At 42.5% G+C, this 18,703-nt stretch carries 13 protein-coding genes and 1 pseudogene; 5 read left to right on the plus strand and 9 right to left on the minus strand.

Going from position 1 to position 18,703, the window contains the following annotated elements:
* Nucleotides 1-186: 186 nt before the first annotated feature.
* The 5 genes from yihG to minE all read left to right on the plus strand — a co-directional run bounded on the left by yihG (nt 187) and on the right by minE (nt 5,053).
* The gene (yihG, locus tag AC5JPT_RS07230) at nt 187-1,152 is read left to right on the plus strand and encodes a 1-acylglycerol-3-phosphate O-acyltransferase, YihG family (protein WP_493857630.1); all 966 of its coding nucleotides are present in this window, start codon (nt 187-189) and stop codon (nt 1,150-1,152) included.
* A gap of 390 nt (nt 1,153-1,542) precedes the next feature.
* Entirely contained in the window at nt 1,543-2,628 is a 1,086-nt protein-coding gene (locus tag AC5JPT_RS07235) for a hypothetical protein (RefSeq protein WP_319050901.1), read from the plus strand.
* 80 nt (nt 2,629-2,708) lie between these two features.
* Complete coding sequence (gene minC / locus AC5JPT_RS07240; protein ID WP_319050903.1) at nt 2,709-3,542, plus strand: septum site-determining protein MinC; 834 nt, start codon at nt 2,709-2,711, stop codon at nt 3,540-3,542.
* A gap of 405 nt (nt 3,543-3,947) precedes the next feature.
* Nucleotides 3,948-4,760, plus strand: a complete 813-nt coding sequence (gene minD / locus AC5JPT_RS07245; protein ID WP_319050904.1) for a septum site-determining protein MinD — start codon at nt 3,948-3,950, stop codon at nt 4,758-4,760.
* 2 nt (nt 4,761-4,762) lie between these two features.
* Nucleotides 4,763-5,053, plus strand: coding sequence for a cell division topological specificity factor MinE (minE, locus tag AC5JPT_RS07250; RefSeq protein WP_319050905.1), 291 nt, complete (start codon nt 4,763-4,765; stop codon nt 5,051-5,053).
* A gap of 191 nt (nt 5,054-5,244) precedes the next feature.
* Here the strand turns inward: minE and AC5JPT_RS07255 are convergent, their stop codons facing one another.
* The 9 genes and pseudogenes from AC5JPT_RS07255 to pilG form a co-directional block, all read right to left on the minus strand.
* Nucleotides 5,245-5,766 (minus strand): cytochrome b, encoded by a 522-nt coding sequence (locus tag AC5JPT_RS07255; RefSeq protein ID WP_493857631.1) that lies wholly within the window; start codon nt 5,764-5,766, stop codon nt 5,245-5,247.
* A 145-nt stretch (nt 5,767-5,911) separates the two neighbouring features.
* Nucleotides 5,912-6,409 carry a hypothetical protein gene (locus tag AC5JPT_RS07260; RefSeq protein ID WP_493857632.1) on the minus strand — a complete coding sequence of 166 codons (498 nt, stop codon included), beginning with the start codon at nt 6,407-6,409 and terminating at the stop codon, nt 5,912-5,914.
* A 13-nt stretch (nt 6,410-6,422) separates the two neighbouring features.
* Nucleotides 6,423-7,427, minus strand: a complete 1,005-nt coding sequence (locus AC5JPT_RS07265) for a chemotaxis protein CheB (RefSeq protein ID WP_493857633.1) — start codon at nt 7,425-7,427, stop codon at nt 6,423-6,425.
* On the minus strand, nt 7,417-14,364 hold the full coding sequence (locus tag AC5JPT_RS07270; protein ID WP_493857634.1) for an Hpt domain-containing protein: 6,948 nt from the start codon (nt 14,362-14,364) through the stop codon (nt 7,417-7,419). The genes AC5JPT_RS07265 and AC5JPT_RS07270 overlap by 11 nt, the downstream gene beginning before the upstream one ends.
* 30 nt (nt 14,365-14,394) lie before the next feature.
* The gene (locus AC5JPT_RS07275) at nt 14,395-15,333 is read right to left on the minus strand and encodes a CheR family methyltransferase (RefSeq protein WP_493857635.1); all 939 of its coding nucleotides are present in this window, start codon (nt 15,331-15,333) and stop codon (nt 14,395-14,397) included.
* 116 nt (nt 15,334-15,449) lie between these two features.
* Nucleotides 15,450-16,511, minus strand: a pseudogene (locus AC5JPT_RS07280) (methyl-accepting chemotaxis protein); the annotation flags it as partial.
* Nucleotides 16,512-17,039: 528 nt separating this feature from the next.
* Nucleotides 17,040-17,570, minus strand: a complete 531-nt coding sequence (locus AC5JPT_RS07285) for a chemotaxis protein CheW (RefSeq protein ID WP_443525647.1) — start codon at nt 17,568-17,570, stop codon at nt 17,040-17,042.
* Between the two features lie 3 nt (nt 17,571-17,573).
* Entirely contained in the window at nt 17,574-17,936 is a 363-nt protein-coding gene (locus AC5JPT_RS07290; protein WP_319050912.1) for a response regulator, read from the minus strand.
* 170 nt (nt 17,937-18,106) lie between these two features.
* On the minus strand, nt 18,107-18,484 hold the full coding sequence (gene pilG, locus AC5JPT_RS07295; RefSeq protein ID WP_114701589.1) for a twitching motility response regulator PilG: 378 nt from the start codon (nt 18,482-18,484) through the stop codon (nt 18,107-18,109).
* Between the last annotated feature and the right edge of the window lie 219 nt (nt 18,485-18,703).

Raw genomic sequence — 18,703 nt, forward strand, 5'->3', positions numbered from 1 at the left:
TCGAGTTGTAGACATCAAATTGTAGACATCGAATGACCGTTTACATAACGTTAGCTTTTATCTGACTACTATTTAGTTGACTGCTATCAGTCATCAATTATGAAGATAGATTCGGTAGAACCCAAATACATTGACACCCACAATGTAAGACTCATTTATTAATTAGATTGAACAAGAGGATCAAGCATGCGCCTGACATCTACCATTCGAAAAATGCATAAACGTACTCCTAAGCTGGGTAAGGCTGTGTCATTAGCCACGGCTACGGGCGTCATTGCTGCTAATAGCTTTGGTGGTAGTATTCCCTTATGGTTAATGGGTGTTGGCAAGGTCATTACTGGTGCTCCCATCGCGGACAAAGCCGTTATCAAGATTGCTACCTACTGGATCAGCAGCAATAGCGCTCTGATTGATGATATGCTACCTCGTAAAGACTGGCGCATTAGCCTACCTGATGATATCCATACTGAGGGCAAATACCTCTTGGTTAGCAATCATCAATCATGGGTCGACACCAGCATCGTGCAGTATATAGGCGAAAAGCGCCTGCCACTCACGCGATTCTTTACCAAGTTTGAGCTGATTTATATTCCTATCGTTGGACAGGCTTTCTACTTTTTAGACTTCCCTATGATGCGTCGGCACTCCAAAGAAGCCATCGCCAAAAACCCTGCACTAAAAGGTAAAGATATTGAGGAGGCCAAACGTGCCTGTGCGCTATTAAAGGACAAGCCTTTTACTTTGCTCAACTACTTGGAAGGAACACGCTTTACCAAAGCCAAACACGCAAAGCAGCACTCTCCATATACTCATTTGCTAAAACCACGTGCAGGTGGCTTGTCATTGGCAATCAGCGCGTTAGGAGAAGACATTGACGGCATATTGGATGTGACCATTGTCTATCCAGACGGTGTACCAAGCTATGGCGATCTATGGAAAGGTAACATCAAGCGTTTGGGGGTAGATCTAAGATATATCGATATACCGGATACTTTGTTCGATGGTATCAAAAAAGGTGGTTACGAAAATGATGATGATATAAAAGCGCAGATGTTCGATTGGGTTGAAAAAATCTGGCGCCAAAAAGATCGGCGTATCACCGACATGTTGGCTGATTTTGAAACCAATCCTGAGCCTCAAAACGCTAAATAAACTATCAATTAGCGGAGTGGCAGGCACTTTCTATAAGGGTGTTGTTTCCTATAAGGGTATTTCATTTATAGTGTATTGCCTCTATGAATATACCGTGAATTAGAACGGCATAGACCATTAGAAACAGCCACGTAGTAATACACTATCCATAGTGGTTGTAGACCATTCCAGTGTTGTTGCATACCTATTTTATTTATAGCGCACATTTACTTCTTATAACTATAGAAAGCATCCCAAGTTAGAATGCGTAAATTTTAATCATAGATGGGTTGTTTTTTGGTCTTATTCATTGATAATGTGACTATTCGTGAACTGATAAATTTTCGATAATTGTTTTTAGTCATTATCGAAAATTTGCTCACTCTTTGTGTCATTTATCACTTATAAGGTATGACTGTGCCCGCCTCTCCTACTAGCCCGCCTCTTGCAGCACCGGTTTCGCCTCACCTAACACATAGCGAGCCACCAAGGCCAAATCGTCCAAAGCCAAGCCGCTTGAAGCTTACCTACGACATCGTGATGCTCATCGTAATCAGTATTGATCTATTACTAATCAGTATTGATGCGGTATTGATGAGCGATTTTAGTAACAACGCTGCACAGTGGCTGTCTGTGAGTGATGGACTGAACTGGTATCAAACCACTTTGCATGAGCCGCTGCGTACTGCTGGTGGGTTTTTTACTATCTTTTTGATTGCCGAGCTGTTATTACGCTGGGCTATCGCCATCAAAAACAAAGTCTACTACCGCTGGTTCTTTTTTCCTTTTGTCCACTGGTATGAAGTATTAGGTTGTTTTCCGCAATTACGTGCATTACGGTTGTTCCGAGCAGTCATTATCGGGCGCCGACTCTATCAGCTTGGCTATCAAGTGCTACCACAGCTCTGGATCAATCGTATTAAGTTCTATATCGATTTACTGCTAGAGGAGCTATCTGATCGTGTCATCTTAACAACCATCCAAAACTTTAGACAGCAACTGACCGATCCCAAAGCACATAAATCATTTATCGAATCGGCCATCACGCGCAACCGTGCTGAAATCGAAGCTGCCGTGCTGTTTATGCTACGCTCGGAGCTTGCCCCAAAATTACAAGAGCTCACCGCTTCATCAGGTGGTGGTAGTATATTAGCCGATGAGATGGGCAATGCTATTGAAGAAGGGTTGGCCAATACCCCTGAGCTACGACGCTATTTGCGTATGATCCCTATCGCTGGCAGCTTAATTGAATCGCAATTACAGACTATCGGGCACAACGTCGGCACCAATGTCGTTTACGCGTTAAATCAGCGTCTGCTTGACCCTGAGCGCCTCGACTCATTGATGGTTGCTATTGCTAGCGGTATTGCGCAAATAGATACCAATAATACTGCGCTCGATACTCTGATTTCGAGTATCATTGATGACAGTTTGACTGAATTTGAAGCGCAAGTAAAAGTACAGCAATGGAAGCATCAAGATATGCTAAATCTGTAGTATATCTATCGACTCGCATGACGCAATTATAAAAATGACGCTGTGGATACAGCGATAGAATTATTCTTAAGGGTTTATATATGACAGTTTCAGATAATAATAACCAAACAACAAACACAGCCCCTGCCTTAGCCTTATACGGCAAAATGCTGACTTTTTCACGTTTACAGTTCAGTACAGATGACCTAAGTGCTATTGAAGCCCAGCTGGCTGAAACACTAAGCAACAAGTCGAGTAATATCCCCATCCTTATTGATAGTGACGTTGAGCAAGATTTATCTGCATTGGTAGAGTTGCTATGGTCATGGGGACTACAACCTATCGGTGTGGTCACGGGTGTACTCGATGACCAAGCTCGCGAACAGCGCTTGGCTATATTTCCAGCAGATGGCAAACGCATTGAGCGTATCATACCTAGTAAGAAAGCACCTACAACGCCCAATAAGCCAGCAGAAGACAGCAACAAAGACTCAGCTAGCGACGATAATGTAAAAGACGTTACAGCGACCAATGAACGAGAGACCAAAACGACTGTATCTGAGATGCCAGCTGATACCCTTACTAGCGCTCAGCATATTACCAGTTTGATCTATGACCAGATGCTACGCTCAGGGCAGAGCTTAAACCACGTCGGTGGTGACTTGATTTTGACAAACAGTGTCAATAGCGGTGCTGAAGCGATTACTGATAACAGCTTGCACGTATATGGCCGCGCTCAAGGTCGCTTGGTGGCAGGCGCAACAGGTGACAAAGACGCGCGTATTTTTTGTCAGGTTTTTAATCCTTCGCTGGTTTCTGTAGCAGGCACTTATTGCTTGCGGGACAACCTACCTGAGCACGTGATTGACAAGCCTGTACAAGTAAAGTTTATAGAAGGTGAAGGCTTGGTATTTACTGTAATGGATGAGGCTTAGAATTTAATACTGTTAAAAACAATACACGATTAAGTGATGGTTTAGAAAAGTAAACTGAGTAAGGTAGGTGTGCTTGATTAAGCTATAGTATAAGACGCGCGAGGTACATAGAATCAATTATTATAGTTGGTCTATTATCAGCTGCTATTTTTGCTATTATTTTTAGTGCCATTATAGATTTATGAAGCGAATAGAAATTAACACTATTAGCGGTGTATTTTTTAAGCAGAAACCCTTTATAGCTTATATCTCAGTTGTTTTCCTGCTTTAGTACAGACTTGCTATAAATGTTTGTTTATTTATGCTAGGCTAGCTTCGCAGATAGTACATATATAGTAGATAAATACCATGCAATTGTGCTATTTATATAACAGATATCCCATTGATTCATAGGAGTGTGCCATTGTGGCGAAGATAGTTGTAATCACTTCAGGTAAAGGCGGTGTGGGAAAAACCACGACAAGTGCCTCTTTTGCCGCTGGTTTAGCATTGCGTGGCTATAAGACGGTAGTGATCGATTTTGATGTAGGTCTACGTAATCTAGACTTGATCATGGGTTGTGAAAACCGAATTGTTTATGATTTTGTCGATGTCATTACTGGTAGCGCACGCTTGTCACAAGCACTTGTCAAAGACAAGCAGCTTGAGAACTTGTATATCCTTCCTGCTAGCCAAACGCGTGATAAAGACGCACTAACAGACGAAGGCGTATCAGAGGTTATGGCTGAGCTGTCTAAACAGTTTGACTATATCATCTGCGACTCACCTGCTGGTATCGAGCGCGGTGCGCAGCTGGCTATGTATCACGCTGATGAAGCCATTATCGTCACTAACCCTGAAATCTCTTCAGTACGTGACTCAGATCGCATCATTGGTATCTTGCAGAGCCAAACCAAAAAAGTTGAAGAGAACCAAGGCTCTGTACGTGAGCATCTGGTGATCACTCGTTACAATGCAGAGCGCGCCGCTGCAAACGAGATGATGGACATCGATACCATCTCGAATGATATCTTAAAAGTACCACTGCTCGGCGTTGTGCCTGAGAGCCATTCAGTGCTCGAAGCGTCTAACCATGGCGAGCCTGTCATTCATTATAGCGACTCTGTGGCTGGTCAGTGTTATGATGATATCGTCGCTCGATTTTTGGGTGAAGAGCGTCCGTTACGTCATATCGATGTGAAAAAGAAAAGTTTACTGCAGCGCTGGTTTGGGGGTTAATGATGACTAAGAAAAAAGGATTTTGGAGTAGCTTATTTGGTACTGACGACAGCAGTAACGCTGGTAGTGCTAATTTAGCAACTGAGCGCCTCAAGGTTATCGTAGCTAGCGAAAACCGTCTGAATAACCGACTGACAGTTGATCGTATCGAAAAAATGAAACGTGAAATACTAGAAGTGGTTAATAAGTACGTCAACGGTGTACAGATTGATGATGTGAACATTAACCATCGTTCAGAAGACAGCCTAGATGTATTAGAGATGAATATTAATTTACCTGAACACAAAAAGTAAGTTTGTGTATTCAGACCATTAACGTCTCAATTTATGTCTGATATAGAAAAGCCCTAAGTCATATACTTAGGGCTTTTTTTTGGCTGTATTTTCTTTATATAGATTGTTTTATATGAGCTTCTTTGTATAAGTTTATCAATATATTTTTTCATGTCTATGTGAATATTAGAAAAATGAGTAACGATAATGGCTTATTTCATACGCGCTATTAGATTGTCTTTTTTGATAAATTGATGATATAGGGCTGCACCAATATGAAGTGCCGTAAAACCAATAATCATAGGCCAGATGATATCAGTATGTATATCATTATAAAAACGTGCCAAACTTCTATCAGGAGTCACAAAAACAGGTATCTGAAATAGCCCAAAGATGTCGACAGGGCGTCCACCGTATACAGACATGAGTAGACCAGCAAGCGGCATAGCGATCAAAATGGCATAGAGGGCAAAGTGAGAAAGCTTGGAGATCAAAGACTGCCACTTTGGCATTGGTACTGATGGTGGTGCTTTAACAAACAGGCGATTGATGACTCGTGCAATCATCCAAAATAATAAACTTATCCCGAACGATTTGTGAAGTCCGATGTATAAGCTGCCATCGAGATTCTCGTATAGCAACATCATAATCCACGTGACCAACAGCAAAAGCGCACTGATCCAATGAAATATACGACTACTAAGAGACCATTTTGATACGTTAGAATTATTCATGAGCAGCTCTATTGTCTTTATCTTTATTATAAGTTATCACTACTCAACATTATAAATAGGATCGCTACCCCTCACAAGACAAAAAACAACCGATATGCCAAGCTGTAGCGCTAAAATGATAAACACCTTAACGCTAAACAAACATTTAACTGTCTAAATTAGCCAAGTTATGCGCGATTTTATCTAAATCTGGTACTAGGTACGTCTTATCACCAATCATGACCGTTTGATATAAATAAGAGAGCACGATGTCTTCATCAGACTGCCCCTCCAAGACGTCAGTACTACTATTCAACATCTGCTTAGGAATATCAACATCTTTAACATCAGAGATACGAGCTTGTAACTGCTGCAGCTCACCTGCTGTTTGTAGTGCAAAACGATGTTCAGCTGTATTGCCTTCTAACACAATAATTCGCTCTGGCACCTCATCTTTTGACAACAAATGAAACACAGGCAGCGCTTGCTGTTGCCAGTCATATATAGTGGTGCGTTCTTGATGATCCTCTACGCTCAAAATTAGAGCGCTTGGAATAATCCAGTCAGGCTGGTTAAATGCTGGCACGATAGTGACTTCAAGCATACCATTGTTCGTGGTCAGTAGACTTACCGCTTCGAACGAATGTTTCAAAATTTGTTTCATACGTCGCTCACAATCAGTTAGCGTGAATGGCTTGCTGCCTTTCACCAATATAATCAGACAGTTTTTGTGCCAACTCTTTGGGGCTGCCGATAAAGCTACAGTATCCTGAGTCAATAATGGCTTGAGGTTGGCTTGGACACGCACTTAAAGCAGGATCTTGTGCCCACAGTTGGCTATTATTATCTTGAATTAGGTCGAGATACTGAGAACCATCGTTACCCATACCTGAAAAGACAATATTTATCAGCTCATTACCATAAGCATCGCTGGCATTTTTGATAAGCTGACCAATGGCAGGTTTATATTCACCGCTCCACCCCTGCTCTAGTAGTATCACCCGACCTGTCGAGTCGCAGACAATCTGCTTATCAATAGGGGCTATAAGGCACTGCCCTGCTCTCAAACGTTGTGAGGAAGCAATTACCTCACAGCCCCAATCATTATGGCGATTGAGTATGCGGGGTAATGTACCAATCATCGTCTGATTAAAGTGATGCGCCAATAAGATACAAACTGGTAGCGTGGCTGGTACATTATCCAAAAACTCTTTTACCGCACTAGGTCCACCCATAGAGGCTCCTAGAAACACGACATACTCCCAGTCTATTTCGGTGACGTCACTTTTATGGACTGGCGTATCTAATAGCGCCGGTAATGCCAGTAGTTGTGCAAACTTACGTTTTAGTTTTCGTTGCCATTTGGCATATTGCTGTGCCTCATTGAGATAAGGGGCTTGACTAAAGCCCACCAGCACAGCTGCTGGTTTAGATACTAACGTTGCTGTTGCGACACTATCATCGTAGTCACTATCTATCAGCCAAATATCAACAGGTATATTAGACAGCTCGCTTTTTTCTTGCCACTGCATTCGTGACACACATCCTATGAGTGTGAAACCGCAACTACGCACGGTATCTGAAAAAGCCACACGCTGGCGATGATCTTCTGCCACCACCAGCACTTTGATATCACTTTTGTTTTTCTCTCGCAGTGCTAAAACACGTGCATTATCCTTCATTAGTCAGGCTTGCCTCTTTACCTAGCAATTTCTGTATTTTTTCAAGCAGCTCTTTTTCTTGGAATGGCTTACCCATATAGTCATTCACACCAATCTCTAATGCACGCTCACGATGTTTTTCACCCGTACGTGATGTGATCATTATAATTGGAATATGCTGCAATCGACCATTGTGTCTGACTTGGGTTGCAACCTCAAAACCATCCATACGCGGCATTTCAATATCTAGCAAGATCATATCTGGCGTCGTGTCTTGTAGTATCTCAAGCGCATCAATACCATCTTTTGCGACTGCCACATTGAAGCCTTGACGCTCTAAGAAGCGTGAGGTCACTTTGCGTACGGTAACAGAGTCATCGACTACTAGAACAGTCGATTTGGACTCTATGCGTCCTCGTTTAGCATTCGCGGACTTTAAGGTGTTTTTGCCCAATTGTGCATTACGCATTAAAGCAATCAAATCTAGGATAAGCATCACTGAGCCATCGCCCATAATTGTAGCGGCCGAGATACCTGGTATATTCGATAATTGCTGTCCTAAAGGTTTCACAACCACTTCTATACGTGACCCTGCAATCTGATCAACCTGTAGAGCAATATTTTGCCCTGTACGGTTTTTGATGATGATCAGCGGTAGGCTGGTATTGGTATTCACCACCAGCTCATTTAGCTTATTGCCTGATAAAATCTCATTTAAATAACGTACTCGGTAATCAGTATCTTCAAAGTTTAGCGTCGCATCATTTGATTGATAGTAATCATAGAGCTTTTCTGGGTTGACACGTACCACACGCTCGATCTGTACCAATGGTATGGCATAGTAACGATCTGCTGCACGTACCACCAATGCATCAGATACTGCCACCGTCAATGGTAAGCGCATTGTAAAGCTAGAACCTTTACCAAGCTCCGATACTACTGAGACCGAACCGCCCAGTTGGCGAATTTCACTGATTACAACATCCATGCCAACACCGCGACCAGAGATCTGTGTCACTTGCTTACTAGTACTTAAGCCTGCATTAAAGATGTATTGCATGATATCTAGATCAGAGAGACTGTCATCGTCTGCATCGATAAGACCTTGAGAGATTGCTTTATTGCGGACTGCCTCTACATCGATGCCGCGACCATCATCCGATAGCTGAATAACGATCTCGCCACCTTCTCGGTGTACTTCGAGAGTAATACGTCCACTACGCTCCTTGCCTGCTTTCAATCGCGTCGACGTCGTTTCAATACCATGATCGACCGCATTTCGTAGCATGTGCTCAAGTGGCGAGGTAATACGCTCTAGAATGGTTCTGTCCATCTCGTCATCAGCGTTGATGATTGTTAGATCGACGGATTTGTTCAACTCATTGGCTGTCTGACGTACAATACGCTCAAGACGAGGTGTCAAACGCGTAAATGGAACCATACGCGAATTCATCAATCCATCTTGTAATTCGGTCTGTGTTCGTGAAAGCTGTAGCAACAGACCTTCACTATCACGGGTCTTTTCTAATAGCGTATGGTTAATGTCCACCAAATCCGAAGCCGACTCTGTCAAAGATTTAGACAGCTGGTTCAATGATGAGTACTGATCCATTTCTAGAGGATCAAAGTCTTCATTGTTAATCAACTCCTCATCTATCTGGGACAAAATTTGAGCTTCAAGCTCGATCTCCATACGGCGTAACTGATCTGCCAGTCGCTGTACTGTGGTACCCATCTCTTCGATACTATTGGTTAAGCTACTGATGCCCATATCAATACGCGCACGGTTAATCGCTGACTCACCAGATAAGTTAATCATGTGCTCGATCAGCCCGCCTGAGATACGAATCATCTCATTGTTATTGGCGTTTTCATCTTCGTCGTTAGTACTTCTAAGCATAGAAGGCATTTCGCCGATATCTTTGGCAAGATACTGAGAGTCTTGGTTTTCTTTAGCAATCAAAATTGCTTCGCGCTGAGACTGTAGCGACTCTTTAGGTATTTGTTTGAGACTATCAGGGTTTTTACCGAACTGTTCTAATGCCCCAATCAGCAATGTAGGCGTTGGTGGATTGACCTGTTGTTGAAGAATAAATACGGCATCAGCGAGCCAGTCATGACTGGCTACTAAGAGCTCTAGGACTTTTTTGGTCGCTGGACGGCGATTACTGACAAAGTCTGTATACACTGATTCCATCTCGTGAGCTAAATCTGCGATACCAGAGGCTGTCACCATTCGCGCACCGCCCTTAATGGTATGCAAATCACGCTGGAGTGCTTGTAACGCTATAGTATTGCCTGTATCTTTTAAGAACAAATGCAGATACTTATTTCGATTGGTTAGCTCTTCAGCTTCTTCCAAGAATACTGCTAGTATATCTGGATCAGGTAGCCCATTAGCCCATGACTGCTTAATCATCGTCTCTAGACTTACGGTCTCTAACACTTCGGTACCAGTATCAACATCAACCACTGGAGCGGCAACAGCTGGCTCAAAATGATTATTTGGAACTGGTATGATTAGCTCCACTGTTTCTGGTAAGCTTCGTGCTTTTTCAAATGCTCTTAATTGCTCAATGAGCTCTGAGGTAAAGAAAGATTTTTTGTGACTGACGATATGCATGACCTGCAATGACATCGTGTCTTGCACCATTTGCATAATCTCAAGCCACTGTGCAGTCGGCGCTCGTCTGTTTTCTACAAAAGACTCATACACACTTTCTGCTTCGTGGGTAAGATCGCCAATACTGCGGATACCCGCCATACGTGCCCCACCTTTGATGGTGTGCAAGTGACGCTGCAAGACTTTGAGTGCGTTGATATTGGTGATATCGTCACGCCACTTATTAAAGCTTTCATCTAGCGCATTATCAAGCTCCTGCGCCTCTTCTAAGAATATCTCTAATAGCTCAATGTCGGTATCAATTGTCTCAAACTGTAGCTCAGGCGCTGCAGTAGTACGGACTGTAAAGCTACTATCTGCATCTTCGAGACTATTATCACTTTGATAGATACTCTGTAGCTCGTCGATGACCTGCTGGTCGATCTTCAATGAAGTACTACCGGCCAAGGCATCAAATAGCCCTACTAGCTGAGCATGACCAGCGTGCAGCGTCGCCTGAATATCTTTGTCACCTGCTCTATCGATATTGTCATTTAGATAGCTATATACATTACCTAGCTCATTTAGAACCGTCACAAACTTCGGAAATGCCTGCGCCTTATTAGAGAGAGCGTCTATCTGTAAGATTTGCTGAGCTATATAATCTTGAGTATGCGCGACTTCTGTATGATTCAAGGCATCATCTAATTCCCATTCAGCATCCAATAGCGTGTCAATATTACTATCCAGCAACTCTTCTATCGTCGGTTTATCATCAGAGATCACTGCCGTATCACTGATAATGTATTGCTCACCAAGCATGGCTTGCAATGATGCTATGTCTTGCTGACTTTGCGAGTCTTCTACGGCCACGCTATGCTGTTCTAGGTTCTGTTTGTAACTATTTAAGTACCCATCTATCAATGTAGAAGATTGGGCCAAAGCTTCTAGATGCTGAGTATTCATAGGAATATCTTGCTGTTGTAACAGCTCTAGACTATGCTCTATCGTTGCACCCACTTCACTGATGGCCGCTAAAGCACTTGAGCCAGAAGCACCGCGTAGGGTATGGAATGCACGTACGATATCATCTGTTATCTCAATACGGTACTGATCTTGATTGTCGCTGACAAACTGATCGATATGATGAAGTAGCTCTTCTGCTTCATCAATAAATATCTTACAAAATGCTCTTTCCTCTTCACTTTGAGGCGTTAGAACGACAGCGGCTTCTGCCATTTTTTCGTTGACAGAATTGATCGTCTGTAGCGTGGTATCCATCGCGCCATCATTATCATCAACATTATAGTGAACAGTAGTTTCATCTGAGTCCGATACCAGTATCGGCTCTTGAATGGCTTCAGTTTTCAGACTCTCACTTGCTTGTTCAGGGCTCGTAGTTATTTGCTCATACAAGTTAGAATAGCTGAATTCATCGCCATGCTGCTTACTATAAGCATTAGCACAAGCAATCCACAACGGTGTTACGGCTGGATAATTTTGGCTATTATCTTCAAAGGCGGTTAGCATCATAGGATACGTACTCAACACATCTGAAATCAGCTGACGCATCTCACCTGAGGCGACAATACTATGATCCAGTACGCGATTGAGCATATTTTCTATTGCCCACGCTAGCTCAGCAGTATAGTTTGCACCTACCATGCGACCAGAGCCTTTTAGCGTATGGAAGCCGCGGCGGATATCTTTTAAACCATTTAAATCAGATAACGATAGCTGCCACTGTTCGTATAGTGGGACAATTTCCTCTAATACTTCATTGGCTTCTTCTAAGAATATTTCTTTAATATCAGGATCTGCATCATTTGCATCATCTGGTAGCTGCGTCGTCTCTTGCACGAATGGGATAAGTACGGGCGGAATCTCTAAATCAGATAATGATGTCAGCATATTATTACTTTCAGAGCTTGATAGTTCGTCATTACCGCCTATCGAGAGTAACGTATCCAACTCTACATCATCCATCATAGCAGAGTCGTTTATATCAGATTCAGCTTCTGTTTCAGCGCTTTCTATCTTGGCACTCTCTATCTCAGTAGCTTCTGTTTTAACTTCTGCCTCAAACACAGTAAGACCTGCATTGATAGGCTGCTGCGTCATCAAATTACTACTTTGTAGAATCGTAATCGCAGGATCGTGACTGGGCGGTTGTTGATCTTCAAAATCGGTTACCAAAGCTGGTAGACGTTTTGCAGTATCAATGACTAAATTGACGACCTCATCTGTTACAGGCAAGGTTTTATCTAACAGACGATTAAGTAGATTTTCGATTGACCATGCCATCTCACTAATACTAAAGGCGCCAACCATACGACCAGACCCTTTTAGAGTATGGAAACCGCGACGCACTTCAGTTAATGGTGTTAAGTCTTGTGAGTCTTGCTGCCAGATAGGAAGGAAGTCTTCTAGATCGGCAATTACCTCTGTGACTTCTTCAATAAAAATATCACGAATATCTGCATCGATATCAAAGTTATCAGGCTTGACCTGCTCACGAGCATGTAGCAATGCATCACTACTCTCTGTATCAGCAGTGGCATTTGCACTGGTATCCACTATAGCCTGTGCTAACACTGGCTCATCATTTTCATCAGCAGGCGCAATCTCACCACTATCATCATAACGAACAACATCCATTGCTACTGATGCTTGCATTGGCCACGTCTCACTGACTGTGTCTGGCGCTTCTATGTGAGCATTCAAAAGCTGAGTGGCTCTCATCGTATACTCATTAGCTTGTGTCAGCAGCTTTTGATCAAAGACTTGCTGCGCTAGGTAATCTAGCAAGAGCTCAATAGAAGTCAAACCCTCAGCCAATGCTTGAGTCAAGTCCCAGCTAAGTACTGTGACATCGCCGGTGCGTAATTGCGCAAATATACGACCTATATCATTAATAGTCTGTCTAACGTCTGACAACCCCATCTTCTCGAAAGCTTGAGCGATACTGTCAAATTCAGCAACCTCTGGCAATAACTGAACCGTTTGACGTTGTAGGTACTCATTGAATTTTTGCTTGATATTTTCAACAGCAATACGTAGCTCTCGTAATTCACTATCAGTAGAGACCGACTTAGGTTTGCCCTCTAACTGCTTTTCGGTACTATAAGAAGCTTCAGGCATTGTAGCAAAAGAAGCAGCGTCACCGATTTTGAGCGATATGGTCTGTTCAATATCATAGATATCGTTATATAACTCTTGTAGCTTACGCTCAATTTGTAATTGTTCTTGCGCAGCATCTGTCTCTGAAAAGATAACTTGTTCTAAATCGGCAATGATTGATTCAGCTTGCGAGACATACTGTGTCCAACCTCGACTCTCAAGCTGGTTCTTCATATATTTTAGAGGGTTTATTAGAGTAACTGGCTGGTCCAAATCAAAAATGAGCGTCTCAAGCTCACTGAGCAATTGCGGTAAGAAACGTGATATCGGCGGTATGCTCTGTGATACATTATCAAGAACAGACTGAGTGCGATCGCTACTCGTTACTAAGTAGCTGAGCTCAATGTAGACAGTCGTAATTAAGCTTTTGACAAAGCTTGAGGATAAAGTCACTGATTGACCATAAGACTCTATAACATGATCCAACTGACTGAGAAGTTGTGCATAACTTTCAGGTAATGGCGTGTCGTTGTGCGCAAGATCATTTAGCCACAATTGAGTCAAGTACCAAAGACGTTGTAGCTCTCTATCTTGAGTCGTCTGCCAGAGATATTGAACTACTTTTTCTAGAACGCTCAGTACTGATGGCTGATTCACATTAGCAGTCAATAACTTCTGTACTTGCTGTCGCCATACTAACAACAGTTGCTGATATTGCTGATCAACTAAACGGGTTGTAACTTCAGTAATGGGTACTGTCACCTCAATACTTTTGATAATACTGTCGTCAATATCACCATTACCTAAATATTCATGCTGAGCATCAGTATCATCGACAATGAGCTCTGTTGCTATACCTCTTTGAGACAGTACCTGCGTCAGCTCATAAGCAGCTTTGTCTATTACAGCAACGTGATAATTGCCTGTACGCGTATAGTAATTCAACTCACGCTGCAGCAGCTTATGAGAAAATTGTCCTATCCGGCAGTCTTTACTAGAGAAGCTGTCATTGTCTCCTAAGCTTGCAAGCAAACCCAGCTTATTAGCAAGACCTGCTAATAGAGGAAGACGAACCATAATCAATGCACCACTTATCTGATGATAGTACGATATCATCTGCTCATAGCTAGCGATATCAGCCTCTAATTGCCAGCCATCAGATATCTGTGATAACTGCTGATCAAACAGTGGCAACAACCACTCAAGCGTCACTATGTCATTGGGCTGGTTTTTCATAGGTTTATCCTAACTCGTCTAGGCACTAATTTAGGCACTGATTTTTTGCCACACATTAACCTGTGGGTGCGCAATACGGCGCATATTTGAAGGACGCCAAAACAACGCCTCACCTGGAGCCAATATAATATAACCCGCTAACGCACACTGCTCTGAGAGCCGTGCCAAAATATCACGCTGATCAAACTTACGAAAATATAGCAGCATATTTTGACAGATGATCACATTTTGAAGATACGAAGTGGGAGATTGTTGTTCAATGATGTTATGCACAGCAAAATTAACATACGGTTTTAAGACTGATGCTATCTGCCAGCTGGACTGGGTACTATTTGACATGTTTGACTGATTAGCTATGTCACCTGTGTTTAGCCTACGACTTATACTCTTAGTGGTTATAGGCTGAACGAACTGCTGACACCGCTCAGGTATTAAAGACTGCTGCCGTTTGTCATATTGTGCTAAACGTGCGTCTATAATCGCCTGTTCACTCACGTCGGTTCCCAATATACAATAGTTTGACAACTGTTCTGCTGACAGACTCATGGCTAAAGACCATGCTTCTTGTCCACTTGCACAGCCAACGCTCCAAATACGAAATGGGCTATCTACTTCATTTGCACTTTGATGCTGTAATGCATATTTTGTGACAAAGTCTATGGAAGGCTTGTGCCGAAAAAATCGACTTTCGTGAATCAAAACTTTGTCTAAAAATTGCTGACGCAGTTCACTATTTTTTGGCAGCTGAATCCATAGCTGCTCGAGGGTCAGTCCATTTGATATTGCCGTACATTCAATTGCATTGATCAACCACTGCAGCTGCATGTCTGGGAGTACAAAGCCAATCTCGTGCTCTATGTACTTTTGCCATTGACCCGCATCAAAACGATTTGATTGCCTCAGAGCATCGCTCAATGCAAATTCAGCGTTATTGACTGGAGCTCTGTCTGGTTGAGTACGATTGTTCACGTCACCTGCTATGATTGCTGCTGTACATCAGCATAGCCTGTACAGCATTTTAGTTAATAGTCTCATCGAGGGAGCGCTATATGAAGCAGCGACGCTCTAATACTAACAACAAATGATTAAACAGTTTCTGATAATACTTCTTCAGAATTCATCATGTCATCGTCTAACAAGGCATCATCATCTGATACTTTAAAACCAGTAACCGATTCCTGTAGGGCTGCAGCCATTTCACTCAACTCACCAATAGAACGTGCGGTTGCCATCGTACCAGACGATGTTTGTGAGGTGATGTCCTGAATAATATTCATGGTGTGAGAGATGTGTCCAGCAGACTCAGCCTGCTGTAATGCAGCGTTTGAGATACTTTGAATCAAGTCAGCCAACGTATTAGAAACGCTCTGTACTTCTTCTAGTGCTTCACCTGCATCTTTTGCAAGACGTGCACCGCGTACTACTTCAGAAGTTGTTGATTCCATCGACATAACAGCTTCGTTGGTATCTGCCTGAATGGTTTTTACCAATGTTTCGATCTGTTTGGTCGCGTTTGCTGAACGCTCAGCCAGACGCTGAACCTCATCAGCAACAACGGCGAAACCTCGTCCCGCTTCCCCTGCCATCGATGCCTGAATGGCAGCATTCAATGCCAAAACGTTGGTCTGATCTGCAATATCGTTGATTAGACCAACGATATCACCAATCTCTTGCGAAGACTCACCCAAACGTTTGATACGTTTTGATGTTTCTTGAATCTGATCACGAATAACGTTCATACCTTCAATCGAACGCTGTACAACCGCAGCTCCATTATGCGAGATAGCAACTGAACGCTGAGCAACGGTTGCAGACTCTGCAGCGTTGTTCGAAACTTGGTCAATTGATACGGTCATCTCGTTAATCGCAGCTGATACACCTGCAATCTCTTGCGCTTGATGCTCAGAGGCTTCGGCCAACTCAACCGCATTCATCTGGGTTTGATCTGAGGACTGTGATACACGATCAGCGGTACTGTTAATAACCAAGACCAATTGGCGTAGTTGGTCAATTGCAAAGTTTACCGAATCAGCAATGGCGCCAGTAAAATCTTCTGATACCGTAGCATTGACGGTCAAATCACCCTCTGCCAAGTCACCCAATTCATCAAGTAGACGTAGAATAGCGATCTGGTTACGTTCGTTTTCTTCTTGAATCTGACGAGCGCGTTCAGACTCTGCTTCTGCTTCTTGACGACGACGTAACGTCTCTTTTTCAATAAGCAAACGCTCTGAACCACCGCGCTGCTTAAGCAACTGATACGAGGCAAACATAATACCTAGGGCACCAACCGCAAATATCACGGCTGGTAAGATAACAGACTGATTGAAGCTGCCAAAATACTGACTCACTGATGATAGCGAATTGATCAGCCAGATCAGGCAGGCTATGCTCAATAAAACGAAAAACCCTAATAACAGCTTCCATGTATTATTAGCATCTTTACCGTCCGCTGTTGTATTACTCATACCAGCTACAGGTTTTCTTATAACATCACTCATCTTGCATATCCCTTTCAAACAATCGTCAAAGTCTTATCGTGACTGACTTTGACAATCTTATTGTTATCAAAACAATGATTAGCAAAGCCTGTATAAATGCTGACATTTCACTAAATCGTGTCAGTCGCTATTAATCTGCCATTACTTCACAGACAGGTATTCTATTGTCGATTACTATATTGCAGCATCTGAATATTGTAGATCCTGTGCAAGCAAGCTTGGCATGAAGACATACCACTCTTGCTCTTCTTTCAAAAACTTACCATGGTTATAAGGCGCAAATGGTGAATTAGGATCAATCGCTTCTGGGCGGTACTGATCCTGAGTAAACTGCTCAATACCGAGCACTTGATCGACCAGTAGTCCTGAAAAACTATTATCATGGTCAACAACCATAACTTTTCGCTGGCTTAACTGAGACAGTCGACTCGGAACTTGCAAAAAATGTGACAAATCCGTGAGCGGTAACAAACGTCCACGGATATTGGCAATACCTAGCATCCAAGGCTTTACTAGAGGTAAGCTTGTGTATTCTGGCATGGACAACACCTCTGATACCTGACCCATAGGGGCAACCAAGCGTTGCCCACCAATTTCAAATACCACACCCTGCCAATCAAACGCTTGACCACCGCGGCGACCACTTTTACGCGCACGTGCCAAATCTGCTATACGCAGAAGCTCAATAAATCCTCTAGAAGCCACAAGTTACTCCATCACTTTGCGAATCATATTGACCAATCCATTTTCGTCAACTGGTTTACTCATATACTCTTTAGCGCCTTGGCGTTTGCCCCAAACTCTATCGGTTTCCTGATTTTTGGTACTGATCATAATGACAGGAATATGCGCAGTTGTTTTGCCACGAGTAATCTTTCGCGTGGCTTGAAAGCCGTTCATCTCAGGCATAACTACATCCATCAAAATAACATCTGGCAAATGATCAGCGGCCATTTGACAGCCTTGCTCGCCGTTTGAAGCTTCTAGTACTTGAAAATTATTTTTGGCAAGCATGTCGCGAAATTTCGCCATTTCTGATGGCGAGTCGTCAATGACTAAAACTGTAGCCATAGGGATTTCCTTTATTTCTAAGATATCCATGAGGATATATTGTTGAAGTAAAACGATTGAAAACAATACCCAAAATTTATTGGTGGTATATTTTTTATCATAATTACTCAAAAATTGAGCAATCACTTCCAATCTTAACAATCATTACGGTTAAGTCTAGCTATACCTGACTAGCGGTACTGATTGATAGCATCAAAAAGCTCATCTTTACTAAATGGCTTGGTCAAATACTCATCAGACCCGACAATACGACCACGTGCTTTATCAAACAAACCATCTTTTGACGACAACATAATTACGGGCTTATTGGCGTAATCTGGATTGTTTTTTATCAATGCGCAAGTCTGATAACCATCCAAACGAGGCATCATAATATCGACGAAAATAATGTCTGGATTGTTATCAACAATTTTTGCTAAAGCATCGAAACCATCTATAGCAGTTACTACTTCACAGCCTGCCTTTTGTAGCAAGGTTTCTGCGGTACGGCGAATGGTTTTTGAGTCATCAATTACCATTACTTTTAGACCATCAAAATTATTTTCCATTATCATTATCCTATGAACGACTATTTGTACGTAACGCCCTTCTGTCTATATAAAGTCTTAACTATTAATCTCAAACCGCAACGACAGTCAGCATTAAAACGATATAGAAGATTAAACGTTTATCAAAACTTATTTTGACAGTGACTATCTTTTATCAGTGTCTGCCCATCAAACACAGCGTCAACATTGGTTACTATACGCACTTTGCAATTAATAAGC

The organism is Psychrobacter sp. H26 (genome assembly GCF_059073035.1).

Bases quoted from the DNA above. Each gene is read 5' to 3' on its own strand.
- yihG (WP_493857630.1), top strand. From the start codon at position 187: ATGCGCCTGACATCTACCATTCGAAAAATGCATAAACGTACTCCTAAG.
- AC5JPT_RS07235 (WP_319050901.1), top strand. From the start codon at position 1,543: ATGACTGTGCCCGCCTCTCCTACTAGCCCGCCTCTTGCAGCACCGGTT.
- minC (WP_319050903.1), top strand. From the start codon at position 2,709: ATGACAGTTTCAGATAATAATAACCAAACAACAAACACAGCCCCTGCC.
- minE (WP_319050905.1), top strand. From the start codon at position 4,763: ATGACTAAGAAAAAAGGATTTTGGAGTAGCTTATTTGGTACTGACGAC.
- AC5JPT_RS07255 (WP_493857631.1), bottom strand. From the start codon at position 5,766: ATGAATAATTCTAACGTATCAAAATGGTCTCTTAGTAGTCGTATATTT.
- AC5JPT_RS07260 (WP_493857632.1), bottom strand. From the start codon at position 6,409: ATGAAACAAATTTTGAAACATTCGTTCGAAGCGGTAAGTCTACTGACC.
- AC5JPT_RS07265 (WP_493857633.1), bottom strand. From the start codon at position 7,427: ATGAAGGATAATGCACGTGTTTTAGCACTGCGAGAGAAAAACAAAAGT.
- AC5JPT_RS07270 (WP_493857634.1), bottom strand. From the start codon at position 14,364: ATGAAAAACCAGCCCAATGACATAGTGACGCTTGAGTGGTTGTTGCCA.
- AC5JPT_RS07290 (WP_319050912.1), bottom strand. From the start codon at position 17,936: ATGGCTACAGTTTTAGTCATTGACGACTCGCCATCAGAAATGGCGAAA.
- pilG (WP_114701589.1), bottom strand. From the start codon at position 18,484: ATGGAAAATAATTTTGATGGTCTAAAAGTAATGGTAATTGATGACTCA.